Consider the following 20,385-nt stretch of genomic DNA (forward strand, 5'->3'; position numbering starts at 1 on the left):
CCAGAGGACTGTTACAGATGCTGTAACAGTCTTTCCCTGTCCGTGAGCTGTATTCCTGTCTGATCGGTCAATATACTTGACCCAACAGCGCGGCTTTCGAGCAACGCCGTTACCGGCCTCACCGCCGGCAAGCTTCCCGACGCCGATTCTTGATTGCTCCAGATCGACGTCCGTCTCAAGGCCGCTGTTTTCAGCGGCCTTTTTTTATGCCCGTGGAAAAGCGCTGGCGGGCTGGTAGGCTGGGCGCCTTCCGTGCCACAGGCCGGATTCGACAAGGATGCCGAGATGACCACTGACAATCCCTTTGCGACACCCCAGGCACCGCTTACCGCACCGATAGCCGCCACGGCGTCGGTCGGCCGCGAGCCCCTGCAGTTCGTCGCCGCCATGATAGTGGCGGCGGCAGTGGTGTTCTTCGGCAGCAATGCCGTGCAGTGGATCTTCGATCTGGGCAGTTTCCGCGAGCGCCTGCCGCAGTACCTGCCAACCATGCTGGCGAACTGGTTGGCTGGGCTGGTTTTCTATGCCGCGGCGGTCCTGCTGCTGGTACATCACCAGCGCGAGCGCCACGGGATCGCGCGCTTCAAACCGCTGGCCGGGCTGCTGGTGGGTTTCGGCGTCGCCTATCTGATCGCCACCATGGTTGTCAGCACTGCCGTGTCCTACCTGAGCGTGTTCTTCTACCAGTGGGCGTTCGAGCAAGAGTCCCGGGCCCTCTGGATAGCCCTGTATGCCCAGGTCAATTCATTGGTCAATCTGATGCTGGGCTGCCTGCTGCCGCTCTGGCTGGTGTTGCATCTGGCGCGATCAAGATCCGAGCCGACGGCGTCAGGCCGGGCCGTCCCACTGCCGTCCTGGCAGGTGGCGCTGGCGGTGGCGCTGTGCTTCACCGCGCTGATCTACAAGTTGTTCGCTGCGCTGAGTTACGGAGTGCTCTATCTCTACAGCGGTGCGGACGGCTGGCAGTCAGTGTTCTTGCTGACGAGTTGCGTTCTACCATTCGCTATCGTCATGGCGGCCGTCCAGAGGCGCTTGCCCGCCCAGGTCTCGCGCTTCGCCGCCGGCCGCGTGCTGGCCTGTTCGTTGGTACTGCTGGCGATGTGGTTGGTCGCTATTGTCCTGGTATCGGTTCTGATCGCCTTCGCCGCCTACAGCTCGCTGAACTCCAGCAGCCTGCCGCTCTACCTGCTGCCGCCGGCGATCCTGCTGCTGGCGCTGCTCTGGCCGCTGGCGCGCTGGTGCACCGGCTGGTTCTTCGCCGAGCAGTTGGCTCAGTCCTCGCCCAGGTAATCCCCGCGGCTCAGCCCATGGCGCTGCATCTTCTCGTTGAGGGTGCGGCGTGGCAGGCCGAGCAGCTCCATCACCGCCTTGATGTCGCCCTTGCACTGGCCCAGCGCCTGGCGGATGCACTCGGCCTCGTAGGCTTCCATGCGTTCGAACAGGCCGTTGCCGGCGGGCTCGATCGGCAGCTCGGCGCGGTCCAGGCCGAGCACGTGGCGCTCGGCGGCGTTGGCCAGTTCGCGCACGTTGCCCGGCCAGTCGTGGGCGAGCAGGCGCGCCAGTTCGCTGGCCGATAGCGGCGCGGCCTCGCGGCCGAACTTCTCGCTGGCCAGCAGCGCGTAGTGCTCGAACAGCAGCGGGATGTCCTCGCGGCGCTCGCGCAGCGGCGGCAGCCGCAGCTCGGCGACGTTCAGGCGGTACACCAGGTCCTCGCGGAAGCGCCCGGCGCGGGCTTCTTCGAGCAGGTCCGGCTTGGTGGCGGCGATCACCCGCAGGTCGACCTTGATGCTCTGGTTCGAGCCCAGCCGCTCCAGTTGCTGTTCCTGCAGCACGCGCAGCAGCTTCACCTGCTGGGCCAGCGGCATGCTCTCGATCTCGTCGAGGAACAGGCTGCCGCCGTTGGAATGCTCCAGCTTGCCGATGCGCTTGCCCTGGGCGCCGGTAAAGGCGCCGCTTTCGTGGCCGAACAGCTCGGTCTCGAACAACTGCTCGGGGATCGCCGCGCAGTTCAGCGCAACGAAGGGTTTGCCGGCGCGCGGGCCGAAGTCGTGCAGGCAGCGCGCGACCAGCTCCTTGCCGCTGCCGGTGTCGCCGCGAATCAACACGTTCACCGGCGTGCCGGCCAGCGCCATGATCTGCCGGCGCAAGGTTTCCATCGGCCGTGAAACCCCGAGCAGGCGCGATTCGATCTGGTCCTTGAGCGCCGCCTGTTCGCGCAGCTGGCGGTTCTCCTGCACCAGCCGGCGTTTCTCCAGGGCGCGACGCAGGCTGTCGAGCAGGCGTTCGGGGGTGAAGGGTTTCTCGATGAAGTCGTAGGCGCCCTGGCGCATCGCCTGGACTGCCATGGGCACGTCGCCGTGCCCGGTGACCATGATCACTGGCAGGTCGCGGTCGATCTGCTGCAGGCGTTCGAGCAGGGCCAGGCCGTCGGTGCCGGGCATGCGCACATCGCTGATGACCACGCCGGGCAGCTCGCGGGAGACACTTTTCAGGCACTCGTCGGCACTGCTGCACAGGCGCACGTCGAAGCCGGAAAGTTGCAGCCACTGCTGCACGGCGTCGCGGATGGCGGCTTCGTCGTCGACGAAGAGGATGGTCTCGCTCATGGTCTTCTTTCTTCGCTGGCGGCTGGCAGGCTCAGGCGGAACACCGCGCCGCCAGCGGGCTGGTTGGCGGCATCGAGGCGCCCGCCGAGTTCGTGGACGATGCCATAGGATACCGCCAGCCCCAGGCCCAGTCCTTCGCCCACCGGCTTGGTGGTGAAGAAGGGGTCGAAGACGCTGGCCAAATGGGCTTCATCGATGCCGGGGCCGTTGTCGGCCACTTCCAGGCACCACTGATCGTTTTCGCGGCGCAGGGTGAGCTCGATGCGTGGCTGGTCGCTGCGGGCCACCGCGTCCAGGGCGTTGCGGATCAGGTTGACCAGCACCTGCTCCAGGCGGATCGCATCGCCCAGCACCCAGGCGGGCAGGTCCAGATCCTGATGGATATCCACGCCCTCGCCGCGGATGCGCACGGCAAGCAGTTGCAGTGCCTGCTCGATCACGTGGCCCAGTTCGATGCGCTCGCGCAGGCCGCCGGGCGTCTTGCGGGCGAAGGTCTTCAGGTGGCCGGTGAGCGCGGCCATGCGTTCGAGCAGCTCATCGACACGTACCAGCGCGGCGCGGGCGTCGTCCTGGCGGCCGGCGTCGAGCAGCAGGCGCACGCTGGCCAGCTGCATGCGCTGGGCGGTGAGCGGCTGATTGATCTCATGGGCCAATGCGGCGGACATCTGCCCCAGCGCGGCCAGCTTGGCGGCCTGTACCAGACCGTCCTGGGCGGTGCGCAGAGCGGCGGTGCGTTGCTCGACCAGACGTTCCAGCTCTTCCTGGTTGCGTTGGCGCAGGCGGGCAAGGCGGCGCCGCTGTTGCAGCCAGAGCACGAGGAACACCAGTGCCAGCCAGACACCGGCGGCGGCCAGCCGCGCGCTGGTGACGTCGGCCTGCACGCCGTGGGGATTGCGCAGCAGGTGCAGGGTCCACTCGTCTTCCGGCAGGCCGACCGATTGCCAGAGGTAGTCGCCGCTGATGTCCTGGCCGTCGACGCGAACCATGCGCGCGTGTTCGCCGAGGGTTTCCAGCGTTCGGTGCGGCAACGCGCTGAGCGGCTGCTTGTGGTACTGCCGGGTGTCGGCCATCTCGGCGCGGGCCACGGCGTCCAGCGGCATCAGTTCGCGGTAGCGCCAGCGCGGGTGGTTGGCGAGGAACACCACGCCCTTGCTGTCGCTCACCAGCACCACGTCCGGGGTCTGGCTCCACTGGCGCTCCAGGTCGGGAAACTCCAGCTTGACCACGATGGCGCCGAGGAAGCGGCCATCGTCGTCGCGCAGGGCGTTGGACAGGAAGTAGCCGGGTATCCCGCTGGTCACGCCGACCGCGTAGAAACGCCCGGCGCCCTGGGCAATGGTCTGGCGGAAATAGGGGCGGAAGCCGTAGTTGTGGCCGACGTAGCTGACCGGCAGGTTCCAGTTGCTGGCGGCCACGGCGAGGCCGGTGTGGTCCAGCAGTTCCAGGGTCGAGGAGCGTGCGGCGCCGTTGATCTCCTGCAGCTTGAGATTGAGCCGGTGCTGCAGCTCGCCGGTCACCGGGCCGCGCATGGCTGCGCGCAGCTCCGGGTCCAATGCCAGTACGGCGGGGATGCTGCGGAAGCGCTCGATCAGGGTGTGCAGGGAGTTGGCGTAGAGGCCGAGCTGTTCGTGGGCGGCTTCTGCCTCGGCCAGCAGCGCGCGGTGCCGCGCCTTTTCGCCGGCCCAGAAGACCGACAGCACCAGCCCGGCCAGCAGGAGCAGGCAGATCAGCAGCAGGCGAAGAGGGCGGGCAGGCGACATGTTCGACGGTGTTCGACCAACGGTCGGCGACAATAGCATGACCACGCGCTGGTCCGGCGCCCCGCTGCCTCGCTAAACTGCCGCATCCCGATGGAGAGCTTCGATGCAGTTGTCGTCCTGGACCCACGAAGGGTCCGCCGGTTTCACCCTGCGCGGCTGGCGCAGCGAGCCCAGTGGCAAGCCGTTGCTGCACTTCCTGCATGGCAACGGCTTCTGCGGCCGCGCCTACGAGCCGATGCTGAAAGTCCTCGCCGAGGATTTCGACCTCTGGCTGTGCGACGTGCAGGGCCATGGCGACAGTGACCACGGCGGACGCTTTCACGGCTGGAACCGCAATGCGGAGATGGCGGTGGAAGCCTTCCAGGCCGGCAGCAAGGTATTCGGTGATGTGCCGCATTACGCCGCCGGGCACAGCTTTGGTGGTGTGTTGACGAGTCTTGTCCTTGGTCGCCACCCCGAGCTGTTCCGCCGCGCTGTGTTGCTTGACCCGGTGCTCTTCACCCCGGCGATGGTCGGCGTGATGGCGCTCTCCGAAGTGCTCGGCCTGCACAAGCGCCGCACCATGGTGCAGAAGGCGCGCTCGCGGCGCAGCCAGTGGCCGGATCGCGAGGCGGCCTATGCCGGCCTGCATGGCCGGGGCATCTTCAGGGGCTGGACCGACGAGGCCCTCTGGGCCTACGTGGAGAACGCGATGAAGCGCACCGAGGCCGGCGTCGAGCTGAAATGTCGACCCAGCCGCGAGGCGGAAATCTTCAGCTCCTTCCCCAAGCGGCTGTGGCCGACGCTGAGCAAGGTGGTCACGCCGACCCAGGTGCTGTTCGGCGAGCGCACCTATCCCTTCGTGCCCAAGTCCGTGGCGCGCTGGTGTGCATCGAACACGGTGGTGAGTGGCCAGTGTGTCGACGGCGGGCACTGCTTCATGCAGGAGTTTCCTGAGGAGAGCGCCGAGCGAGTCTCGCGCTTCCTGCTGGGCCACGAGTGAACGACCCCGCCCGCGAGTCCGTCTGGCTGGCACTGTCCGAGCTGTGGCTGGATACCGAGCCTACCGATGCGGACCTGAGTTACATCGCGCGGACCCTGGCCGAAAGTGACTATTGCGTCGCGGAACTCGAGGCGATTTACCGCCGCGAGGTCGTCCCGGCGGTGTACCCCAATGCCTTGTCGGTGGCGGGTGAGTGGACAGGCTTCGATGCGGACTGGTTGTTCGGCAAGTGCCGGCAGAATCACCGGCGAGCGAACCATCTGCTGTTTCGCTGGCGCTGCTGGCTGTTGAGCCGGACAGTGGGGCGCTTGATGAATGAGCACTGGCAACAAGTGCTGAGCCGGGTGTCCGAATTCAGGGAGTTGATGAAGGACGACGCACGCTGAGAGGTACTTAGCTCTAGTCGCCGACCTTCTTGCCCTGGTGCGCGCGGCGCCATTCGTCCAGGCGCACGACTTCCGCCTTGGCGCGTGGCGGCGCTGGGGTGTCGTCGAACACGGCGTCGACGATTTCCTCATCGACCGGTGCGGCGGCAGGGTGGAAGGTGGCGACCGGCGAGACCGGCATGCGCGGTTCGGGCTCCATGCGGAAGGGCGCCAACTCGACGCGGCCCAGGTGCTGGCCGAACATGGCGATGGTGCCGGCGTAGCGTTCCTGGCCGGTGGCGGTGAACTCGAAGGCGTACTCGCGGGCCAGGCGCAGGTTGCCGCGGCCGTCGCGCTGGAAGCGGAAGCGCTGCAGGGCCATGGCGTCATCCAGCAGTTCCACGCCCTCGCGCGTGCAGTGCTGCTTGGCCAGCGCCAGCGCGCGCTCGCGGATGCCATGGGCGCGCCACCACCAGGCGGCGCCCGCGACAACCAGCATGAAAATGAAAAGATTGCCCAGGTCCACTTCGGCTTCCTCGGAATCGGCGCACCAGCTTACTCACTCCGCCGTCGGGCGGCGAGAGGCGGATGTTCACAGCGTGTGAATTGCGCCCCATACTGCCCCATTCTGTAGCAGGACACCGTTATGCCGCGCACCCCCCACGTTCTCGCCATCCAGTCCCACGTCGTCTTCGGTCACGCCGGCAACAGCGCTGCCGAGTTCCCCATGCGACGCGTCGGGGTGAACGTCTGGCCGCTGAACACCGTGCAGTTTTCCAACCATACCCAGTATGGCCACTGGACGGGCCAGGTGCTGCCGCCGGAGCAGATTCCCGCGCTGGTGGATGGCATCGCCGCCATCGGCGAGCTGGGCAACTGCGACGCGGTGCTGTCGGGTTACCTGGGCAGCGCGGCGCAGGGCCGCTCGATCCTCGAAGTGGTGCGCCGCATCCGCGAGGTGAACCCGCGCGCCGTCTATCTGTGCGACCCGGTGATGGGCCATCCGGAGAAGGGCTGCATCGTCGCCCCGGAGGTCAGCGAGTTCCTGCTCCACGAGGCTGCTGCCGTTGCCGACTACCTGTGCCCGAATCAGCTGGAGCTGGACAGTTTCTGTGATCGCCAGCCGACCTCCCTGGAAGACTGTGTGGCGATGGCCCGTGGCCTCCTCGTGCGCGGCCCGAAGGCGATCCTGGTGAAGCACCTGAACTACCCCGGCAAGCCGGCGGATGCCTTCGAGATGCTGCTGGTGACGCTGGACGAAACCTGGCACCTGCGCCGCCCGCTGCTGGCCTTCCCGCGCCAGCCGGTGGGTGTGGGCGACCTGACTTCCGGGCTGTTCCTCGCCCGCCTGCTGCTGGGCGATGACCTGCGTAGCGCCTTCGAGTTCTGCGCCGCGGCCGTACATGAAGTGCTGCTGGAAACCCAGGCTTGCGGCAGCTACGAGCTGGAACTGGTGCGCGCCCAGGACCGCATCGCCCACCCGCGGGTGAAGTTCGAGGCGGTGAAGTTGGGGTGAGCCGAACGGGTTCTTGGGGGGGAATCCTGCGCTGGGCGTGCCCCTAACCCTCTCCCAGGGGAGAGGGGACTGTCATGAGCGGGTGGGTATGTCGCAGCTCGCCGGCTGACTCTGAGATATCCACAGCACACCGACCGGCTCCCTCTCCCTATGGGAGAGGGCTGGGGTGAGGGCAAGCCCTTGCGCCGGAGCCTGATCTGTAGGAGCGAGGGGGACGCTATCGTTATTGCTCGCGAACCGCCCAGCGCCAGAGCCGCCGGGTGATCTGTTCGCGAGCAAGCTCGCTCCTACGAAGAACGGTTCAGAGCATGTACTTGCCCAGCAGCAACCCGCCCACCACCATCGCCGTGAGCAGGCCGAACGCCAGCCCCAGGCGCTTCTCGATGGCTTCGCGCAGTGCCGGGCCGGCCCAGAACAGCAGGGCGCAGGTGGCGGCGAAGCGCAGGGTTCGCGCCACCACGCTGAGAGCGATGAACAGCACCAGGTCGAGCTGGGTCACCCCGCTGGTCAGGGTGATCAGCTTGTAGGGCAGCGGGGTGAAGCCGCCGCCCAGCAGCACCATCAGCCAGCCAAGCTCGTTGTAGCGCTCGGCAACCTCGGCGAAGTTTTCCTGCAGGCCGTAGAAAGCCAGGATCGCCTGGCCCACCGTCTCGAACAGCAGCAGGCCGATGAAGTAGCCGGCGATGCCGCCCAGCACCGAACTGACGATGCAGATCGCTGCATAGCGCCAGGCCTTGGCGCGGTTGGCCAGGACCATCGGCACCAGCAGCGCGTCTGGTGGGATGGGGAAGAACGAACTCTCGGCGAAGGTCACCCCGCCCAGCGCCAGCTCTGCCCGCGGATGGCCCGCCAGGCGCATGGTCCAGTCGTAGAGCCGGCGCAGCATGATGTCAGGCCGACTGCGGCAGGTGGTCGTCGCTGGGCGCCGTGGTGGCGTCCTCGCGCTCGACCCGCTCGACCATGCCGCGGGCGATTTCCCGCTCGCCCATGATCACCAGGTTGGCGCCGTTCTGCTCCAGGTAATCCACTTCGGCGTCGAAATGGGCGCGGGCGATGATGTCCAGGTTCGGGTTGATCGCCCGCGCGTGGCTGGAAATCGTCCCGGCCTCGAAGCCATTGGGAATTGCGATCAGCAGCCAGCGCGCCGAGGTGATGTTGGCCTGGTTCAGGACGTCGGGATTGGCGGCGTTGCCGACCACCACGCAGAGGCCGTGCTCGCGCAGCTCGGCGGCTTTCTCGCGTTTGTCCTCGATCACCACGACCGGCACCTTGTCCTTGCGCAGACGCTCGCTCACCAGCGCCCCGACGCGGCCATGGCCGATGAGGATGGCATGGTTGTGCTCGAGCACCGGCGGCGGCAGGTCCTGGGGTTCCACCTGGACTACGCCCGGATCGCTCTCGGCCTTCAGCTCCTGGCGCGCCTGCAAGCGGTCAATGGCGATGAACAGCAGCGGGTTGACCAGGATCGACAGGATCGCGCCGGCCAGCACCAGGTCGCGGCCGGCTTCGGGCAGCAGGTTCAGGGTCACGCCCAGGCCGACCAGGATGAAGGAGAACTCGCCGATCTGCGCCAGGCTCGCGGCAATGGTCAGCGCGGTGCTGTTGGGGTGGCCGAACATCCGCACGATGACGTAGGCCGCCACCGACTTGCCGAAGACGATCACCAGGAAGGTGGCCAGCACCGGCAGCGGCTCGTGGATCAGGATCGCCGGGTTGAACAGCATGCCGACGGAGACGAAGAACAGCACGGCGAAGGCGTCGCGCAGCGGCAGCGAGTTTTCCGCCGCCTCGTGACTCAGCTCGGACTCGTTGAGGATCATCCCGGCGAAGAACGCGCCGAGGGCGAAGGACACACCGAAGATCACCGCCGAACCGTAGGCGATGCCCAGGGCGATAGCCAGCACGGCCAGGGTGAACAGCTCGCGCGAGCCGGTCTTGGCCACGCGCTCCAGCACCCAGGGCACGAAGCGGCGGCCGCCCAGGATCATCACCGCGACGAAGGCGGCGACCTTGCCCAGAGTCAGCAGGATCGGCATCAGCAGGCCGCCGTCGCCACCGTCGGAGGTACCGCCCAGGGAGCCGGCCAGCGCCGGCAGCAGGACCAGGGTGAGGACCATCGCCAGGTCTTCGACGATCAGCCAGCCAATGGCGATGCGGCCGCGCTTGGTGTCGATCAGCTGTCGCTGCTCCAGCGCACGCAACAGCACCACGGTACTGGCTACCGACAGGGCGAGGCCGAAGACCAGGCCGCCGCCGAAGTTCCAGCCCATCATCCAGGCCAGGCCCAGGCCGAGCAGGGTGGCGACGCCGATCTGCACCACTGCGCCGGGGATGGCGATGGCTTTGACCGACAGCAGGTCCTTGAGCGAGAAGTGCAGGCCGACGCCGAACATCAGCAGGATTACGCCCAGTTCGGCGATCTCCACGGACAGTGCCTGGTCGGCGACGTAACCGGGGGTAAAGGGGCCGGCCAGCACGCCGGCGAGCAGGTAGCCCACCAGCGGCGAAATGCGAAGGCGGTTGGCCAGGGCGCCGAGGACGAAGGCCAGCACGAAGCCGACGGCGAGAGTGGTCAGTAGCGGGGTGTGATGCATGGTCTGGGCTCCGGGCACTCAGGGAGCGACCGGACTGCGCATCAGCACCGGGTCGCTCGACGGTGGGTCACGGGGGCAAACCCGCGTATGAAAAGTTTAGGCGTAGTAATCAATTCCTACCTTGCTTTCACGCAAGGGTAACCTGTTGACGCATTAGGAAATTTCCACGGCACGCCCGATTTCTTTTCAGGAAATGTCGTGAACGTCGCTTATTCGTCGCGAAGCTCCTGATAGCGCTGTTCCAGCTCCTGACGAATTTGCCGACGCTGCTGGGCTTGGGCGAAGCGACGCTTCTCGTCCTTGGTCTGCGGGACCAGTTGCGGCACCTCGATCGTCTTGCGGTCGTCATCCAGCGCCACCATGGTGAAGAAGCAGCTGTTGGTGTGGCGCACGGATTTCTCGCGGATGTTCTCGGTGACCACTTTCACGCCGATCTCCATCGAGGTACGGCCGGTGTAGTTCACCGAAGCGAGGAAGGTGACGAGTTCGCCGACGTGGATCGGCTGGCGGAAGATCACCTGGTCCACCGACAGGGTCACCACGTAGTAGCCGGCGTAGCGGCTGGCGCAGGCGTAGGCGACTTCGTCGAGGTACTTGAGCAGGGTGCCTCCGTGGACATTGCCGGAGAAGTTGGCCATGTCGGGAGTCATCAGGACGGTCATGCTGAGCTGGTGGTTGCCAGGTTCCATGGAATTCTCTTCGGAATTGTCTTGGGAAAAGGAAAGGGCCTTACTCTGGACAACCGGAGCGGGGCTGACGACACAGTTTTTTCTATATCCCTGATTGGCCAACAGCGCCAGTGGACCCTTCGCCAACGGTGCATCTGCCGTTCGCGCAACGCCCCGCAACGAAAACGGGCGACCCCTGGGCCGCCCGTTTGCTCGATCGTTGGCTCAGCGCCCGGCGGAGAGGCCGAAGTCGATGGCCAGGTCCGCGCCGGTGATAGCCTCGGATTCCGGCTTGCACAGGTACCAGACCAGTTCGGCGACTTCCTCAGGGCGGATGAAGCGTGATGCCTTGCCCTGTGGATAATCCTTCAGCAGGGCGCGCTTGTAGCTGTCCGGATTGCCCTGTCCGTAGCGCTCGGCCTGGTAGTCGAGCATTGGCGTGGCGATGTCGGCGGGGGAAATGGCGTTGACCCGCACGCCGGACTCGGCCAGCTCCAGCGCCAGGGTGCGGGTAAGCATGGTCAGCGCCGCCTTGCTCGCGCAGTACGCCGCGGAGCCGCGATAGGCCTGACGGCCGGAGTCGCTGGAGATGTTGACGATGCAGCCGTGGTTTTCCTTGAGGTACGGCGTTGCCGCCTGGCACATGTAGAACGCGGCCTTGAGGTTGACCCCCATGACCAGGTCGAAGTCGTCCTCGTTGAAGTCTTCCACCGGGCCTTCGCGCCAGACACCGGCGGCGTTCACCAGAGCGTCGAGGCGGCCGGTGCGGGCGAGGATGTCGGACATCAGGCTGTGGCAGTTGTCGGCGCGTCGCAGGTCGCCGACGGCGGTGGCGTCCAGCGGGACCTGGGCGTTGAGCGCATGCAGGCCGGCTTTGTCCACGTCGGTCGCGGCGATGCGCCAGTGGCTTTGGGCGAAACGTTTGGCGATGGCTTTTCCGAGGCCACCGGCAGCGCCGGTGATCAGTACGACAGGAGTGCTCATTGTCTACGGGTTCTCCCTGCCTGAGAGAGGACGGCGGCCGGCAGGCAGTACCGGCGGCGCCGCGTTGACCACGAAGCGCGTCTGCGCCCCGTGCAATTACAGACCAAGAAAAGACCAGATTCTTCAGTCTGACAGGGTAAATTTTTCGTAAGTCTTTTGCGTGTCGGCGGGTGAGCCGATCGGTGGCTCCGCGGGTTGCTGCCCCTGTAGGAACGAGGGGGACGCCCAGTTCTTGCTCGCGAACACGCTCCGGCGCGGAGGCGTTCGCGAGCAAGCTCGCTCCTACAAGAGCCGTTTTGCTTCCGCCGATTCGGTCATCCAATCACGCGTGGTGCAGGTACCAGCGCCAATCCTGCTCGCCCACCTCGCCCATGAACTGGCGGAACTCTTCCCACTTGATCGCCAGGAACACCTTGAGGAATTCCTCGCCCAGCGCCTCGCGGGCCCAGGTCGAAGCCTCCAGTGCGCGCAGGGCGGTGAGCCAGTCGGTAGGGAGGAACTCGGTGGCCTGTTCGTAGCCGTTGCCGACGATGGGCGCGCCCGGGTCGATCTGTTCGCGGATGCCTTCGTGGATGGCCGCGAGGATCGCCGCCGCCGCGAGATACGGGTTGGCATCAGCGCCGCAGATGCGGTGCTCGATGTGCCGGCTCTTGGCCGGGCCACCGGGCACGCGGAACGACACGGTGCGGTTGTTCACGCCCCAGCTCTTGGCCAGCGGTGCGTAGCTGTTGGCCTGGAAGCGGCGGAAGGAGTTGGCGTTGGGGCAGAAGATCGCCAGGGAGTCCAGCAGGCGCGCCATCATGCCGCCGATGGAGTGGCGCAGCAGGGGGGTGCCGTGAATGTCTTCGCTGGCATACAGGTTGTTGCCCTGCTCGTCGGCCAGGCTGACGTGCAGGTGCATGCCGGAGCCGGCGCGGTCGCCGAACGGCTTGGCCATGAAGCAGGCCTGCAGCCCGTGCTTGTTCGCCACGCCCTTCACCAGACGTTTGTAGCGCACGCCTTCGTCGATGGCCTGCATGACGTCGAAGCGGTGCTCCAGGGTCAGCTCTACCTGGCCCGGCGCGTATTCGGAGATCGCCGTGCGCACGGGCAGGCCCTGCACTTCGCAGGCGGCGTAGAGATCGTCGAGGAACGGCTGCAGCTGCTCCAGTTCATAGACGCCATAGACCTGCGGCGCCTCCGGACGGATGCCGTTCATTTGCAGCGCCGGTTGCGGGCGACCGTTGGCGTCGCGCTGCTTGTCCAGCAGATAGAACTCCAGCTCCACCGCCATCACCGGGTGGAAGCCGTCGGCCTTCAGCCGCTCGACCACGCGGGACAGTGCCTGGCGCGGGTCGGCGGGCGTGGCGGGCAGGCCCTGGGTCGGGTGCATGCTCACCTGCAACTGGCCGGTGGGGCTGGTGCGCCAGGGTTGCAGGGTCAGGCTGCCGGGCAGCGGGTAAGTCCAGCAGTCGGCGTCGGCGACTTCCCAGACCAGCCCGGTGCCTTCGACATCCTCGCCCTGCACGGTCAGCGCGAGGATCGAGCTGGGCAGCGGGCGGCCGTTGTCGTAGATCGCCAGCAGCTCGTCGCGGTGCAGCAGCTTGCCGCGCGGGATGCCGTTGGAGTCGATGATGAACAGTTCGATGCTGCGCACGTCCGGATGGGCGGCGAGGAAGGCTTCGGCTTCCTGTCGATCGGCGAATTGCATGGTGGTCCTCGGTGGCGCGGTGCGCCGAATTGTCTCTTCGTAGGAGCGAGCTTGCTCGCGAACGCTCTTTTGTAAATCCGCTGCGGGGCGGGTTCGCGAGCAAGCTCGCTCCTACAGGGGGAGTTTCGATCAGGCCTCGCGCGCGCCGGGGATGGCCAGCAGCTCGGTGATGCCGGTGTCGAGGGTCTCGATCAGGCGATCCACATCCGCCGTGGTGGTATCCGGGCAGCACAGGGTCATGTTGTGGAACGGCGTGATCAGGATGCCGCGGTTGATCAGGTACAGGTGCAGCGCCATCTGCAGCTCGTCATGGAAGGCCGCTTCGGCTTCGGCGCCAGTGCGCGGGGAGACGGGGCAGAACTGGAACTCGCTGCGCGCGCCCAGCTCGGTCACCGACCACTTCAGGTCGTGCTTGGCGATCAGGCGGCGGAAGCCATCGGCCAGGCGCTTGGCCAGCGGCAGCATGTGGTCGTAGGCCGCCTGGGTCATTACCTGTTCCAGGTTGGCGCGCATGCAGTGCATGGCCAGGGCGTTCGCCGAGAGCGTGGTGCCCATGCCGCTGTGGCCGTGGCCATGGCTGTCTTCCTGGGCGCTCTTGCGCGAAGCGGCCATGCGTTCGGCCATCTCCGCGCTGCAGCCGAAGATGCCGCAGGGCACGCCGCCGGCAATCGGCTTGCCGACCACGAAGAAGTCCGGGTCGAGGTTCCACAGCTTCGTGCAGCCGCCGATATTGGTGGAGATGGTGTGGGTTTCGTCGATGATCAGCAGCGAACCGTACTTGCGCGTCAGCTCGCGGCACTTCTGCATGAAGCCCGGATCGGGCAGGACCATGCCGATGTTGGTCATCGCCGGCTCGCAGAGCAGCGCGCAAACGTCGCCCTGGGCCAGAGCGGCTTCCAGCGCCTCGACGTCGTTGAAGGGGATGGAGCGGCTGTGCTGGGTCAGGTCATAGGCCTGGCCGACCAGGCCGGAGCGGTGCACGGTTTCGCCGTCGCGGTAGCGCACCATCACGTCGTCCACGGTGCCGTGGTAGCAGCCGTCGAACACCAGCAGGGTCTTGCGCTGGGTCACTGCGCGGGCCCAGCGCAGGACGTAGCGGTTGGAGTCGGTGGCGGTGGCGGTCACCTGCCAGTAGGGCAGGCCGAAGCGCGCGGCCAGCAGTTCGCCGCAGACCACGGCATCTTCCCCGGGGAGCATGCTGGTCAGGCCGCGGGCGCCTTGTTCGGCGAGGGCGCGGGCGATCGGCGCCGGCGAGTGACCGAACATGCTGCCGGTGTCGCCCAGGCAGAAGTCCACGTAGTCATGGCCGTCCACGTCGTAGAAGCGGGCGCCCTGGGCGCGTTCGACGAACAGCGGGCAGGGCGTGGACCAGTCGGCCATCCAGTGCATCGGCACACCGGCGTACAGCGACTTGTGCGCACGCTCGGCAAGGGCGACGGACTTGGGATTCTGTTCCAGGAAGCGCTGGCGCTCGCGGGCGGTGAAGAGATCCACGGCCTGTTGGGCGATTCCGCTGGCGGTCATGTTGCACACCTCGTTTGTTATTTCGCACATCTTCCATTTGTGATCACAAAAATGTCAATACACCGGGGCGACTGCCTGATAATCTGCCCTGTAACGAATTCTGTGATCACAGATAAAGAAGATGCCTATGAAAGATGTCACGAATGAGTCCGCCTGGGCCGGTCAGGTTGCCCTGGTCAGTGGCGCAGGCAGCGAATCTGGCATCGGTTTCGCCAGCGCCCGCCGGCTGGCGCGCAGTGGCGTGAAACTGCTGCTCACTGCCAGCAGCGAGCGCGTCCTGCTGCGGGCAGGGGAACTGTGCGCCGAAGGCTTCGAGGCTCGCGCGCTGCCCGCCGACCTGACCAACGAGAATGACGTTCGTCAACTGGCCGACTGGGCCCAGGCGCAATGGGGAAGGGTAGACGTGCTGGTGAACAACGCCGGCATGGCCATGCAGGGCAGCCCGGAGCCCTTCGCTGAACTGGCGGCGATGGACCTGGCGACCTGGAACCTGTCGCTGGCGCGCAACCTGACCAGCGCCTTCCTGCTCACCCGCGCGCTGCTGCCGGGGATGCTGGAGCGCGGCTACGGGCGCATCGTCAATGTCAGCTCCACGACCGGCGTTCGTGCCAGCAATCCCGGTGAGTCGGCGTACAGCGCGGCGAAGGCCGGAATGCTCGGCATGAGCATGGGCCTGGCGCTGGAGGTAGCGCGCCGCGGGGTGACGGTGAACAGCGTGGCACCGGGCTGGATTGCCACCGGCTCCAGCAGCGAGGAAGAAATCCAGGCCGGACGGCGCACGCCGCTCGGCCGTTCCGGGCGACCGGAAGAGGTGGCGGCCGCCATCGCCTTCCTGGCCTCGCCCGAAGCCAGCTACATCACCGGCGAAGTGCTGGTGGTGGATGGCGGCAACTGTCTGATCGAGAACAAGGGATAAGCAAGATGAAGCACGACTGCAGCCTGACCTTCGCCCAACTGCCGGCGCCGCCGGCCGGCCGGGAGTAATTCGCGATGGCCGACAACCTTCAGGAACAGCTGTACCAGAACCTGCGCCAGGCCCTGCTGAGCGGGCGCTTCCAGCCCGGCGAGCGGCTCAAGATCCGCGACCTGGCCGATGAATGGGGCACCAGCCCGATGCCGGTTCGCGCCGCCCTGCAACGGCTGGTGGCCGAGGGCGCGCTGGAAGGCGAGCCGCAGCGCTCGCTACGGGTGCCGGTGATGACCCGCGAACGCTACCTGCAGATTTTGCAGGTGCGGCAATCCCTGGAGGGACTGGCGGTCGAAGACGCGGCCCGGCACCTGAAATCCAGCGACATGGCGGTGCTGCGCGATTGCACCGAGCGTATGGAGGTCGCCCTCAACGCCCGCGACGTCCAGGGTTACCTGGAAGCCAACAGCCTGTTCCACCTGACGCTTTACCGCGCCTGCGGCAACCCCACGCTGCTGCGCATGATCGAGGCGCTTTGGCTGCAGGTCGGGCCATTCTTCAACCGGTTGTTCACCGAGGCCGACCTGTCGCTGCGCCTGAACGACTTCCACGAAGACACCCTGCTGGCGCTGGAGCGTGGCGATGGCGCAGGCGCGCGCAAAGCCATCGAACAGGACCTGGGCTACTGCGGCCAGTACCTGCTCAATCTGCTTGAGCTGGAAAGCGGGGGAAGGCTCGGGGCGCGCTAGGGCGCCCTTCAGGGGGTCTTGATGAAGCGGACGTTGTCCTTCTTGATCAGGATCGTCTCGCCGTTGAGCTGTTCGAATTCGTAGTAGTCATTGTATTTGTCGTAGTCGGAGTGATCCTTCACCAGGATTTCGCTGCCGTCCTGCAGCGTCACCACGGCCTTGTCGGCGCATCCGGCGAGGCCGAGCAGCAACAGGCAGGTGAACAAGGCTTTCAACTTCATAGTTTCTCCACGGGGCATCGTACCCGCCCGGGCAGCGAGGGCTGGAGGTACGCTGGGTTGCCTGTGTGACCATGGAAGTTTCAGGAAATTCCGATACGGGGCTTCAAGTATCCAGCCATACGTCGCGTGCCCAGGTCCAGACGGAGTCCCAGGTTTCCTCGGTGAGCTCGCCGTCGGCCCAGAGGATCACCTCGCCGTCCTCGGCGACCGCGTAGTAGTCGTCACCATCGGCGCAGAGCGGGATCAGCTCGCGTGGCAGGCCGTTGGCCCAGGCCACGGCCGCGACTTCCGGCAAGTAGGTGTGGGACTGTGGATCGGTCGCCGTGACGGGTTCCAGGCGGCCGTAAACGACGTCGCTGACCAGCAGGAGGAATTCGCGGAATTCCGACGGAATGCCGATCAGCAGAGCCTCTTCGATTTCCACCAGCAGTTCTTCATCGGGCAGTTCCAGCGGTACCGGAACCGGCTCGTTGGCTTCACGAAGCTTTTCGATCACATCTTCCACAGGCGGGGCCTCTCTACGTTCGCTAATGGCGCGCTTTATACAGTAGTAGCCGGCCCCCCGCGCAAGACCACTGCATGGGCATTGTCCGGACGAGCGGCGCTCTGGTGTCAGGTATCCCGGAAGCGCCCTCACCCCCGGGTCTCGCCCAAGGTGAGACGGCCGGGGTGAGGGTAAGCCCGGCGCAGGAGTGTTTCGCGGGAAACGAAAAAGCCCGGCATTCGCCGGGCTTTTTCTTCACGTGCAGGATCAGTTCTGGCGGATGCCAGCGACCAGCCAGGGCTGGTTGTCGCCCTGGGCACGCTCCATGCGCCAGCTTTCGCTGAAGGGCTCGCCCTGGTCGAAGCGCGAGGACTTCGACACGCCGCTGAAGGTCAGGGTGGCGATGGTCTTCTCGGCCTGGTCGTCCACGCCCTCGAGTTGCACATCGAGGTTGTCGATGTAGGTCGACTGGTAGGCGTCGCCCAGATCAGCGCGCTCCTGCTTGAGGAACTGCAGCATCTGCGGGGTGACGAACTCGGCGATCTTGTCCATCTCGTTGGCGTCCCAGTGTTGCTGCAGGGACATGAAGTGCTCGCGGGCAGCGCCGATGAAGCGGGTTTCATCGAACCAGCTCGGGGCGTTGATCACCGGACGGCTGTCCATCACCGGACGCGACGCACCGCCGAAGATCGATGGCGGGGCGGCGGGCATTTCACGCTGCATCGGCGCATGTCCACCGGCCATGGCGGGCTGCTGGCCCTGCTGCTGGCGGCGACGGGAGGCGATGAAGCGGAAGGCGATGAACGCGATCAGGGCGATGATCAGGATGTCGAGGAACTGCATGCCCTGGAAGCCGTCACCCATGAACATCGAGGCGAGCAGGCCACCGGCGGCGAGGCCGGCCAGCGGGCCGAGCCAGCGCGAAGCGCCGCTCTTGGCGGCAGCGCCAGCAGCGCCTGCGGCGGCACCGGTCGCGGCGGGGCCGGCGGCAGTCGGGGAATTCGGAGCGGCGTTGGGTTGCGCCTGGCGGGTCTGGTGGCTCGGCGCAGAGCCCATGCTCTTGCCGCCACCGAAACGTTTGGCGGCGTTGACGTCGAGGCTGAGCGTCACGGCGACACAGAAGGCCATGGCAAGGCTGAGAAAGCGCTTCATCGTTGTCATTCTCTTGGTTGGTATACGACGCACGTCATGTTGCAGGCCGGGGCCGGCGAGAGCCAGCCGGATTTTGTTTCGTGCTGTTGCCCTGTGCGGGCTCGCCCCCTGATATGGGGGCGGATGAATCCCTTTCCAAATCAGTCTGTTACTGATTCTTTCAGAGCCGCCTGTCGGAACGCTCGGATGGTAGGCTTCGCTGAGCGAGGCCGTCAGCCGCGCGATCCCCTGACCCCACGCCGCGAGGACCGCCGACCATGCATGCCATCGACTTCATCCAGGACCTCGCGGTGATCATGCTGATCGCCGGCTTCGTCACCATCCTCTGCCATCGCTTCAAGCAGCCGGTGGTGCTGGGCTACATCATCGCCGGGGTGATCATCGGCCCGCACACCCCGCCCTTCGCCCTGGTGCACGACGAGGAGACGATCAAGACCCTCGCCGAGCTGGGAGTGATCTTCCTGATGTTCTGCCTGGGGCTGGAGTTTTCCCTGCGCAAGCTGTTCCAGGTCGGCGCTACGGCGTTCATCGCCGCGTTCCTGGAAATCACCCTGATGATCTGGGCCGGCTTCGAGATCGGCCGCCTGTTCGACTGGAGCACCATGGACTCGCTGTTCCTCGGCGCGATCCTGGCGATGTCCTCCACCACCATCATCATCAAGGTCCTGGGCGACCTGAAGATGAAGAACGAGCGCTTCGCCCAGCTGATCTTCGGCGTTCTGATCATCGAGGACATCCTTGGCATCGGCATCATCGCGCTGTTCTCCGGCATTGCCGTGAGCGGCACGGTGGAGGCCGACCAGGTGTTCTCCACGGTCGGCAAGCTCAGCCTGTTCATGGTCGTCGCGCTGGTCGTCGGCATCCTGCTGGTGCCGCGTCTGCTGGCCTACGTGGCGAAATTCGAAAGCAACGAGATGCTGCTGGTGACGGTGCTGGGCCTGTGCTTCGGCTTCTGCCTGCTGGTGGTGAAGCTGGAATACAGCATGATCCTGGGCGCCTTCCTGATCGGCGCGATCATGGCCGAGTCGCGCCAGCTGATTCAGATCGAACGGCTGATGGAACCGGTGCGCGACATGTTCAGCGCGATCTTCTTCGTCGCCATCGGCCTGACCATCGACCCCAAGGTACTGGTGGACTACGCCGCGCCGATCCTGGTGATCACCCTGGTGGTGGTTGCCGGCAAGCTGGTGTCCTGCGGTGCCGGCGCCTTTATTGCCGGCAACGACGGGCGTACGTCGATGCGCGTGGGCATGGGCCTTTCGCAGATCGGCGAGTTCTCCTTCATCATCGCCGCGCTGGGCATGAGCCTGGGCGTGACCAGCGACTTCCTTTACCCGGTGGTGGTCGGCGTGTCGGCCATCACCACCCTGCTGACGCCCTACCTGATCCGCTCGGCCGACCCGCTGGCGCTGTACCTGGGGCGCAGCCTGCCTTCGCCCATGGTGCGGGTGTTCAGCCTGTACGGTGAATGGCTGCGCAGCATCAAGCCGCGCGGCGACAAGGCGATCCTCGCTGGGATGATCCGGCGCATCCTGCTGCAGGTCGGGGTCAACCTGACCCTGGTGATCGCGATCTTCTTCGCCCTGGCGTTCTTCGCCGGGCAGATCGGCCAGTGGCTGGCGCAGTTCGTCGAGCCCGAAGCGCTGCACAAGGCGCTGATCTGGGGCGCCGCGCTGCTGCTCTCGCTGCCGTTCCTGATCGCCGCCTACCGCAAGCTCAAGGCGTTGGCGATGCTGCTGGCGGAGATGGGCGTGAAGGCGGAGAGCGCCGGGCGCCACACGGCCCGTGTGCGCCGGGTGATTTCCGAGCTGATCCCGCTGCTGTCGCTGGGCGGCATGATGCTGCTGCTGGCGGCGCTCAGTTCGAGCATCCTGCCGCCGGGCGAGCTATTGGTGGTGGTGGCGTTGATCGCCGCGCTGGTGATCGCCGTGTTCTGGCGCTGGTTCATCCGCGTGCATTCGCGAATGCAGGTGGCGCTGATCGAGACCTTCGAGCAGAACGGCGGCGGGCATCACTGAGGTTTGACTGCAGGAGCGAGCTTGCTCGCGAACTGACTCCGTTGCGGGGTTGGTTCGCGAGCAAGCTCGCTCCTACAAAAGGGCGTAGGGCGTATAACGCTCCGCGTTATACGCCGTTTGGCCTTGGTCTCAGCATGCTCCGGGTCTGAACTGGAACCGCCATTC

The 20,385-nt window shown here is 66.0% G+C and carries 19 protein-coding genes; 7 read left to right on the top strand and 12 right to left on the bottom strand.

What is annotated here, in order from left to right:
• Positions 1-285: 285 nt before the first annotated feature.
• Positions 286-1,290, top strand: coding sequence for a hypothetical protein (locus tag ACNFH5_RS03530; protein WP_416744224.1), 1,005 nt, complete (start codon positions 286-288; stop codon positions 1,288-1,290).
• Here ACNFH5_RS03530 and ACNFH5_RS03535 read toward each other — a convergent pair.
• A complete protein-coding gene (locus ACNFH5_RS03535) occupies positions 1,272-2,606 on the bottom strand; it encodes a sigma-54-dependent transcriptional regulator (RefSeq protein WP_416744225.1) in 1,335 nt (444 codons plus the stop codon). The genes ACNFH5_RS03530 and ACNFH5_RS03535 overlap by 19 nt on opposite strands.
• Positions 2,603-4,366 carry a sensor histidine kinase gene (locus tag ACNFH5_RS03540; protein WP_416744226.1) on the bottom strand — a complete coding sequence of 588 codons (1,764 nt, stop codon included), beginning with the start codon at positions 4,364-4,366 and terminating at the stop codon, positions 2,603-2,605. The genes ACNFH5_RS03535 and ACNFH5_RS03540 overlap by 4 nt, the downstream gene beginning before the upstream one ends.
• A 103-nt stretch (positions 4,367-4,469) precedes the next feature.
• On the opposite strand from ACNFH5_RS03540, the gene ACNFH5_RS03545 reads away from it, so the two are divergent.
• Together ACNFH5_RS03545 and ACNFH5_RS03550 are read left to right on the top strand one after the other, a co-directional pair.
• Positions 4,470-5,348 (top strand): alpha/beta hydrolase, encoded by an 879-nt coding sequence (locus ACNFH5_RS03545; protein ID WP_416744227.1) that lies wholly within the window; start codon positions 4,470-4,472, stop codon positions 5,346-5,348.
• Positions 5,345-5,734 carry a hypothetical protein gene (locus ACNFH5_RS03550; RefSeq protein ID WP_416744229.1) on the top strand — a complete coding sequence of 130 codons (390 nt, stop codon included), beginning with the start codon at positions 5,345-5,347 and terminating at the stop codon, positions 5,732-5,734. The genes ACNFH5_RS03545 and ACNFH5_RS03550 overlap by 4 nt, the downstream gene beginning before the upstream one ends.
• A gap of 13 nt (positions 5,735-5,747) precedes the next feature.
• On the opposite strand, the gene ACNFH5_RS03555 is transcribed toward ACNFH5_RS03550, so the two are convergent.
• Positions 5,748-6,212 (bottom strand): DUF3301 domain-containing protein, encoded by a 465-nt coding sequence (locus ACNFH5_RS03555; RefSeq protein WP_416744394.1) that lies wholly within the window; start codon positions 6,210-6,212, stop codon positions 5,748-5,750.
• Positions 6,213-6,359: 147 nt separating this feature from the next.
• Here ACNFH5_RS03555 and pdxY point away from each other — a divergent pair, with 147 nt between their 5' ends.
• Positions 6,360-7,229 (top strand): pyridoxal kinase PdxY, encoded by an 870-nt coding sequence (pdxY, locus tag ACNFH5_RS03560; RefSeq protein ID WP_416744231.1) that lies wholly within the window; start codon positions 6,360-6,362, stop codon positions 7,227-7,229.
• A gap of 301 nt (positions 7,230-7,530) precedes the next feature.
• On the opposite strand, the gene ACNFH5_RS03565 is transcribed toward pdxY, so the two are convergent.
• The 6 genes from ACNFH5_RS03565 to ACNFH5_RS03590 all read right to left on the bottom strand — a co-directional run bounded on the left by ACNFH5_RS03565 (position 7,531) and on the right by ACNFH5_RS03590 (position 14,689).
• The gene (locus ACNFH5_RS03565; protein ID WP_024766834.1) at positions 7,531-8,115 is read right to left on the bottom strand and encodes a YqaA family protein; all 585 of its coding nucleotides are present in this window, start codon (positions 8,113-8,115) and stop codon (positions 7,531-7,533) included.
• Positions 8,116-8,119: 4 nt separating this feature from the next.
• Positions 8,120-9,823, bottom strand: coding sequence for a YbaL family putative K(+) efflux transporter (ybaL, locus tag ACNFH5_RS03570; RefSeq protein WP_416744233.1), 1,704 nt, complete (start codon positions 9,821-9,823; stop codon positions 8,120-8,122).
• A 209-nt stretch (positions 9,824-10,032) separates the two neighbouring features.
• Positions 10,033-10,512, bottom strand: coding sequence for an acyl-CoA thioesterase (locus ACNFH5_RS03575; RefSeq protein ID WP_045213934.1), 480 nt, complete (start codon positions 10,510-10,512; stop codon positions 10,033-10,035).
• Positions 10,513-10,716: 204 nt separating this feature from the next.
• Entirely contained in the window at positions 10,717-11,475 is a 759-nt protein-coding gene (locus ACNFH5_RS03580; RefSeq protein ID WP_416744235.1) for an SDR family NAD(P)-dependent oxidoreductase, read from the bottom strand.
• A gap of 322 nt (positions 11,476-11,797) precedes the next feature.
• Positions 11,798-13,165 (bottom strand): glutamine synthetase family protein, encoded by a 1,368-nt coding sequence (locus ACNFH5_RS03585; RefSeq protein ID WP_416744237.1) that lies wholly within the window; start codon positions 13,163-13,165, stop codon positions 11,798-11,800.
• Between the two features lie 129 nt (positions 13,166-13,294).
• Positions 13,295-14,689, bottom strand: coding sequence for an aspartate aminotransferase family protein (locus ACNFH5_RS03590; RefSeq protein ID WP_416744239.1), 1,395 nt, complete (start codon positions 14,687-14,689; stop codon positions 13,295-13,297).
• A gap of 127 nt (positions 14,690-14,816) precedes the next feature.
• Here ACNFH5_RS03590 and ACNFH5_RS03595 point away from each other — a divergent pair, with 127 nt between their 5' ends.
• Positions 14,817-15,605 (top strand): SDR family NAD(P)-dependent oxidoreductase, encoded by a 789-nt coding sequence (locus ACNFH5_RS03595; RefSeq protein WP_416744240.1) that lies wholly within the window; start codon positions 14,817-14,819, stop codon positions 15,603-15,605.
• A gap of 74 nt (positions 15,606-15,679) precedes the next feature.
• A complete protein-coding gene (locus ACNFH5_RS03600; RefSeq protein ID WP_416744242.1) occupies positions 15,680-16,345 on the top strand; it encodes a GntR family transcriptional regulator in 666 nt (221 codons plus the stop codon).
• 8 nt (positions 16,346-16,353) lie between these two features.
• Here ACNFH5_RS03600 and ACNFH5_RS03605 read toward each other — a convergent pair whose 3' ends face one another.
• The 3 genes from ACNFH5_RS03605 to ACNFH5_RS03615 all read right to left on the bottom strand — a co-directional run bounded on the left by ACNFH5_RS03605 (position 16,354) and on the right by ACNFH5_RS03615 (position 18,202).
• Positions 16,354-16,566: a YgdI/YgdR family lipoprotein gene (locus tag ACNFH5_RS03605; protein WP_017521498.1), complete on the bottom strand. Its 213-nt coding sequence runs from the start codon at positions 16,564-16,566 to the stop codon at positions 16,354-16,356.
• Between the two features lie 103 nt (positions 16,567-16,669).
• Complete coding sequence (locus tag ACNFH5_RS03610) at positions 16,670-17,071, bottom strand: SMI1/KNR4 family protein (RefSeq protein ID WP_024766840.1); 402 nt, start codon at positions 17,069-17,071, stop codon at positions 16,670-16,672.
• A gap of 246 nt (positions 17,072-17,317) precedes the next feature.
• Positions 17,318-18,202 (bottom strand): Tim44 domain-containing protein, encoded by an 885-nt coding sequence (locus ACNFH5_RS03615; RefSeq protein WP_416744244.1) that lies wholly within the window; start codon positions 18,200-18,202, stop codon positions 17,318-17,320.
• Positions 18,203-18,459: 257 nt separating this feature from the next.
• Here ACNFH5_RS03615 and ACNFH5_RS03620 point away from each other — a divergent pair, with 257 nt between their 5' ends.
• A complete protein-coding gene (locus ACNFH5_RS03620) occupies positions 18,460-20,220 on the top strand; it encodes a cation:proton antiporter (RefSeq protein WP_416744246.1) in 1,761 nt (586 codons plus the stop codon).
• Positions 20,221-20,385: the final 165 nt, after the last annotated feature.

The sequence above is a fragment of the Pseudomonas sp. NY15435 genome, from assembly GCF_048068295.1.
Lineage (GTDB): Bacteria > Pseudomonadota > Gammaproteobacteria > Pseudomonadales > Pseudomonadaceae > Pseudomonas.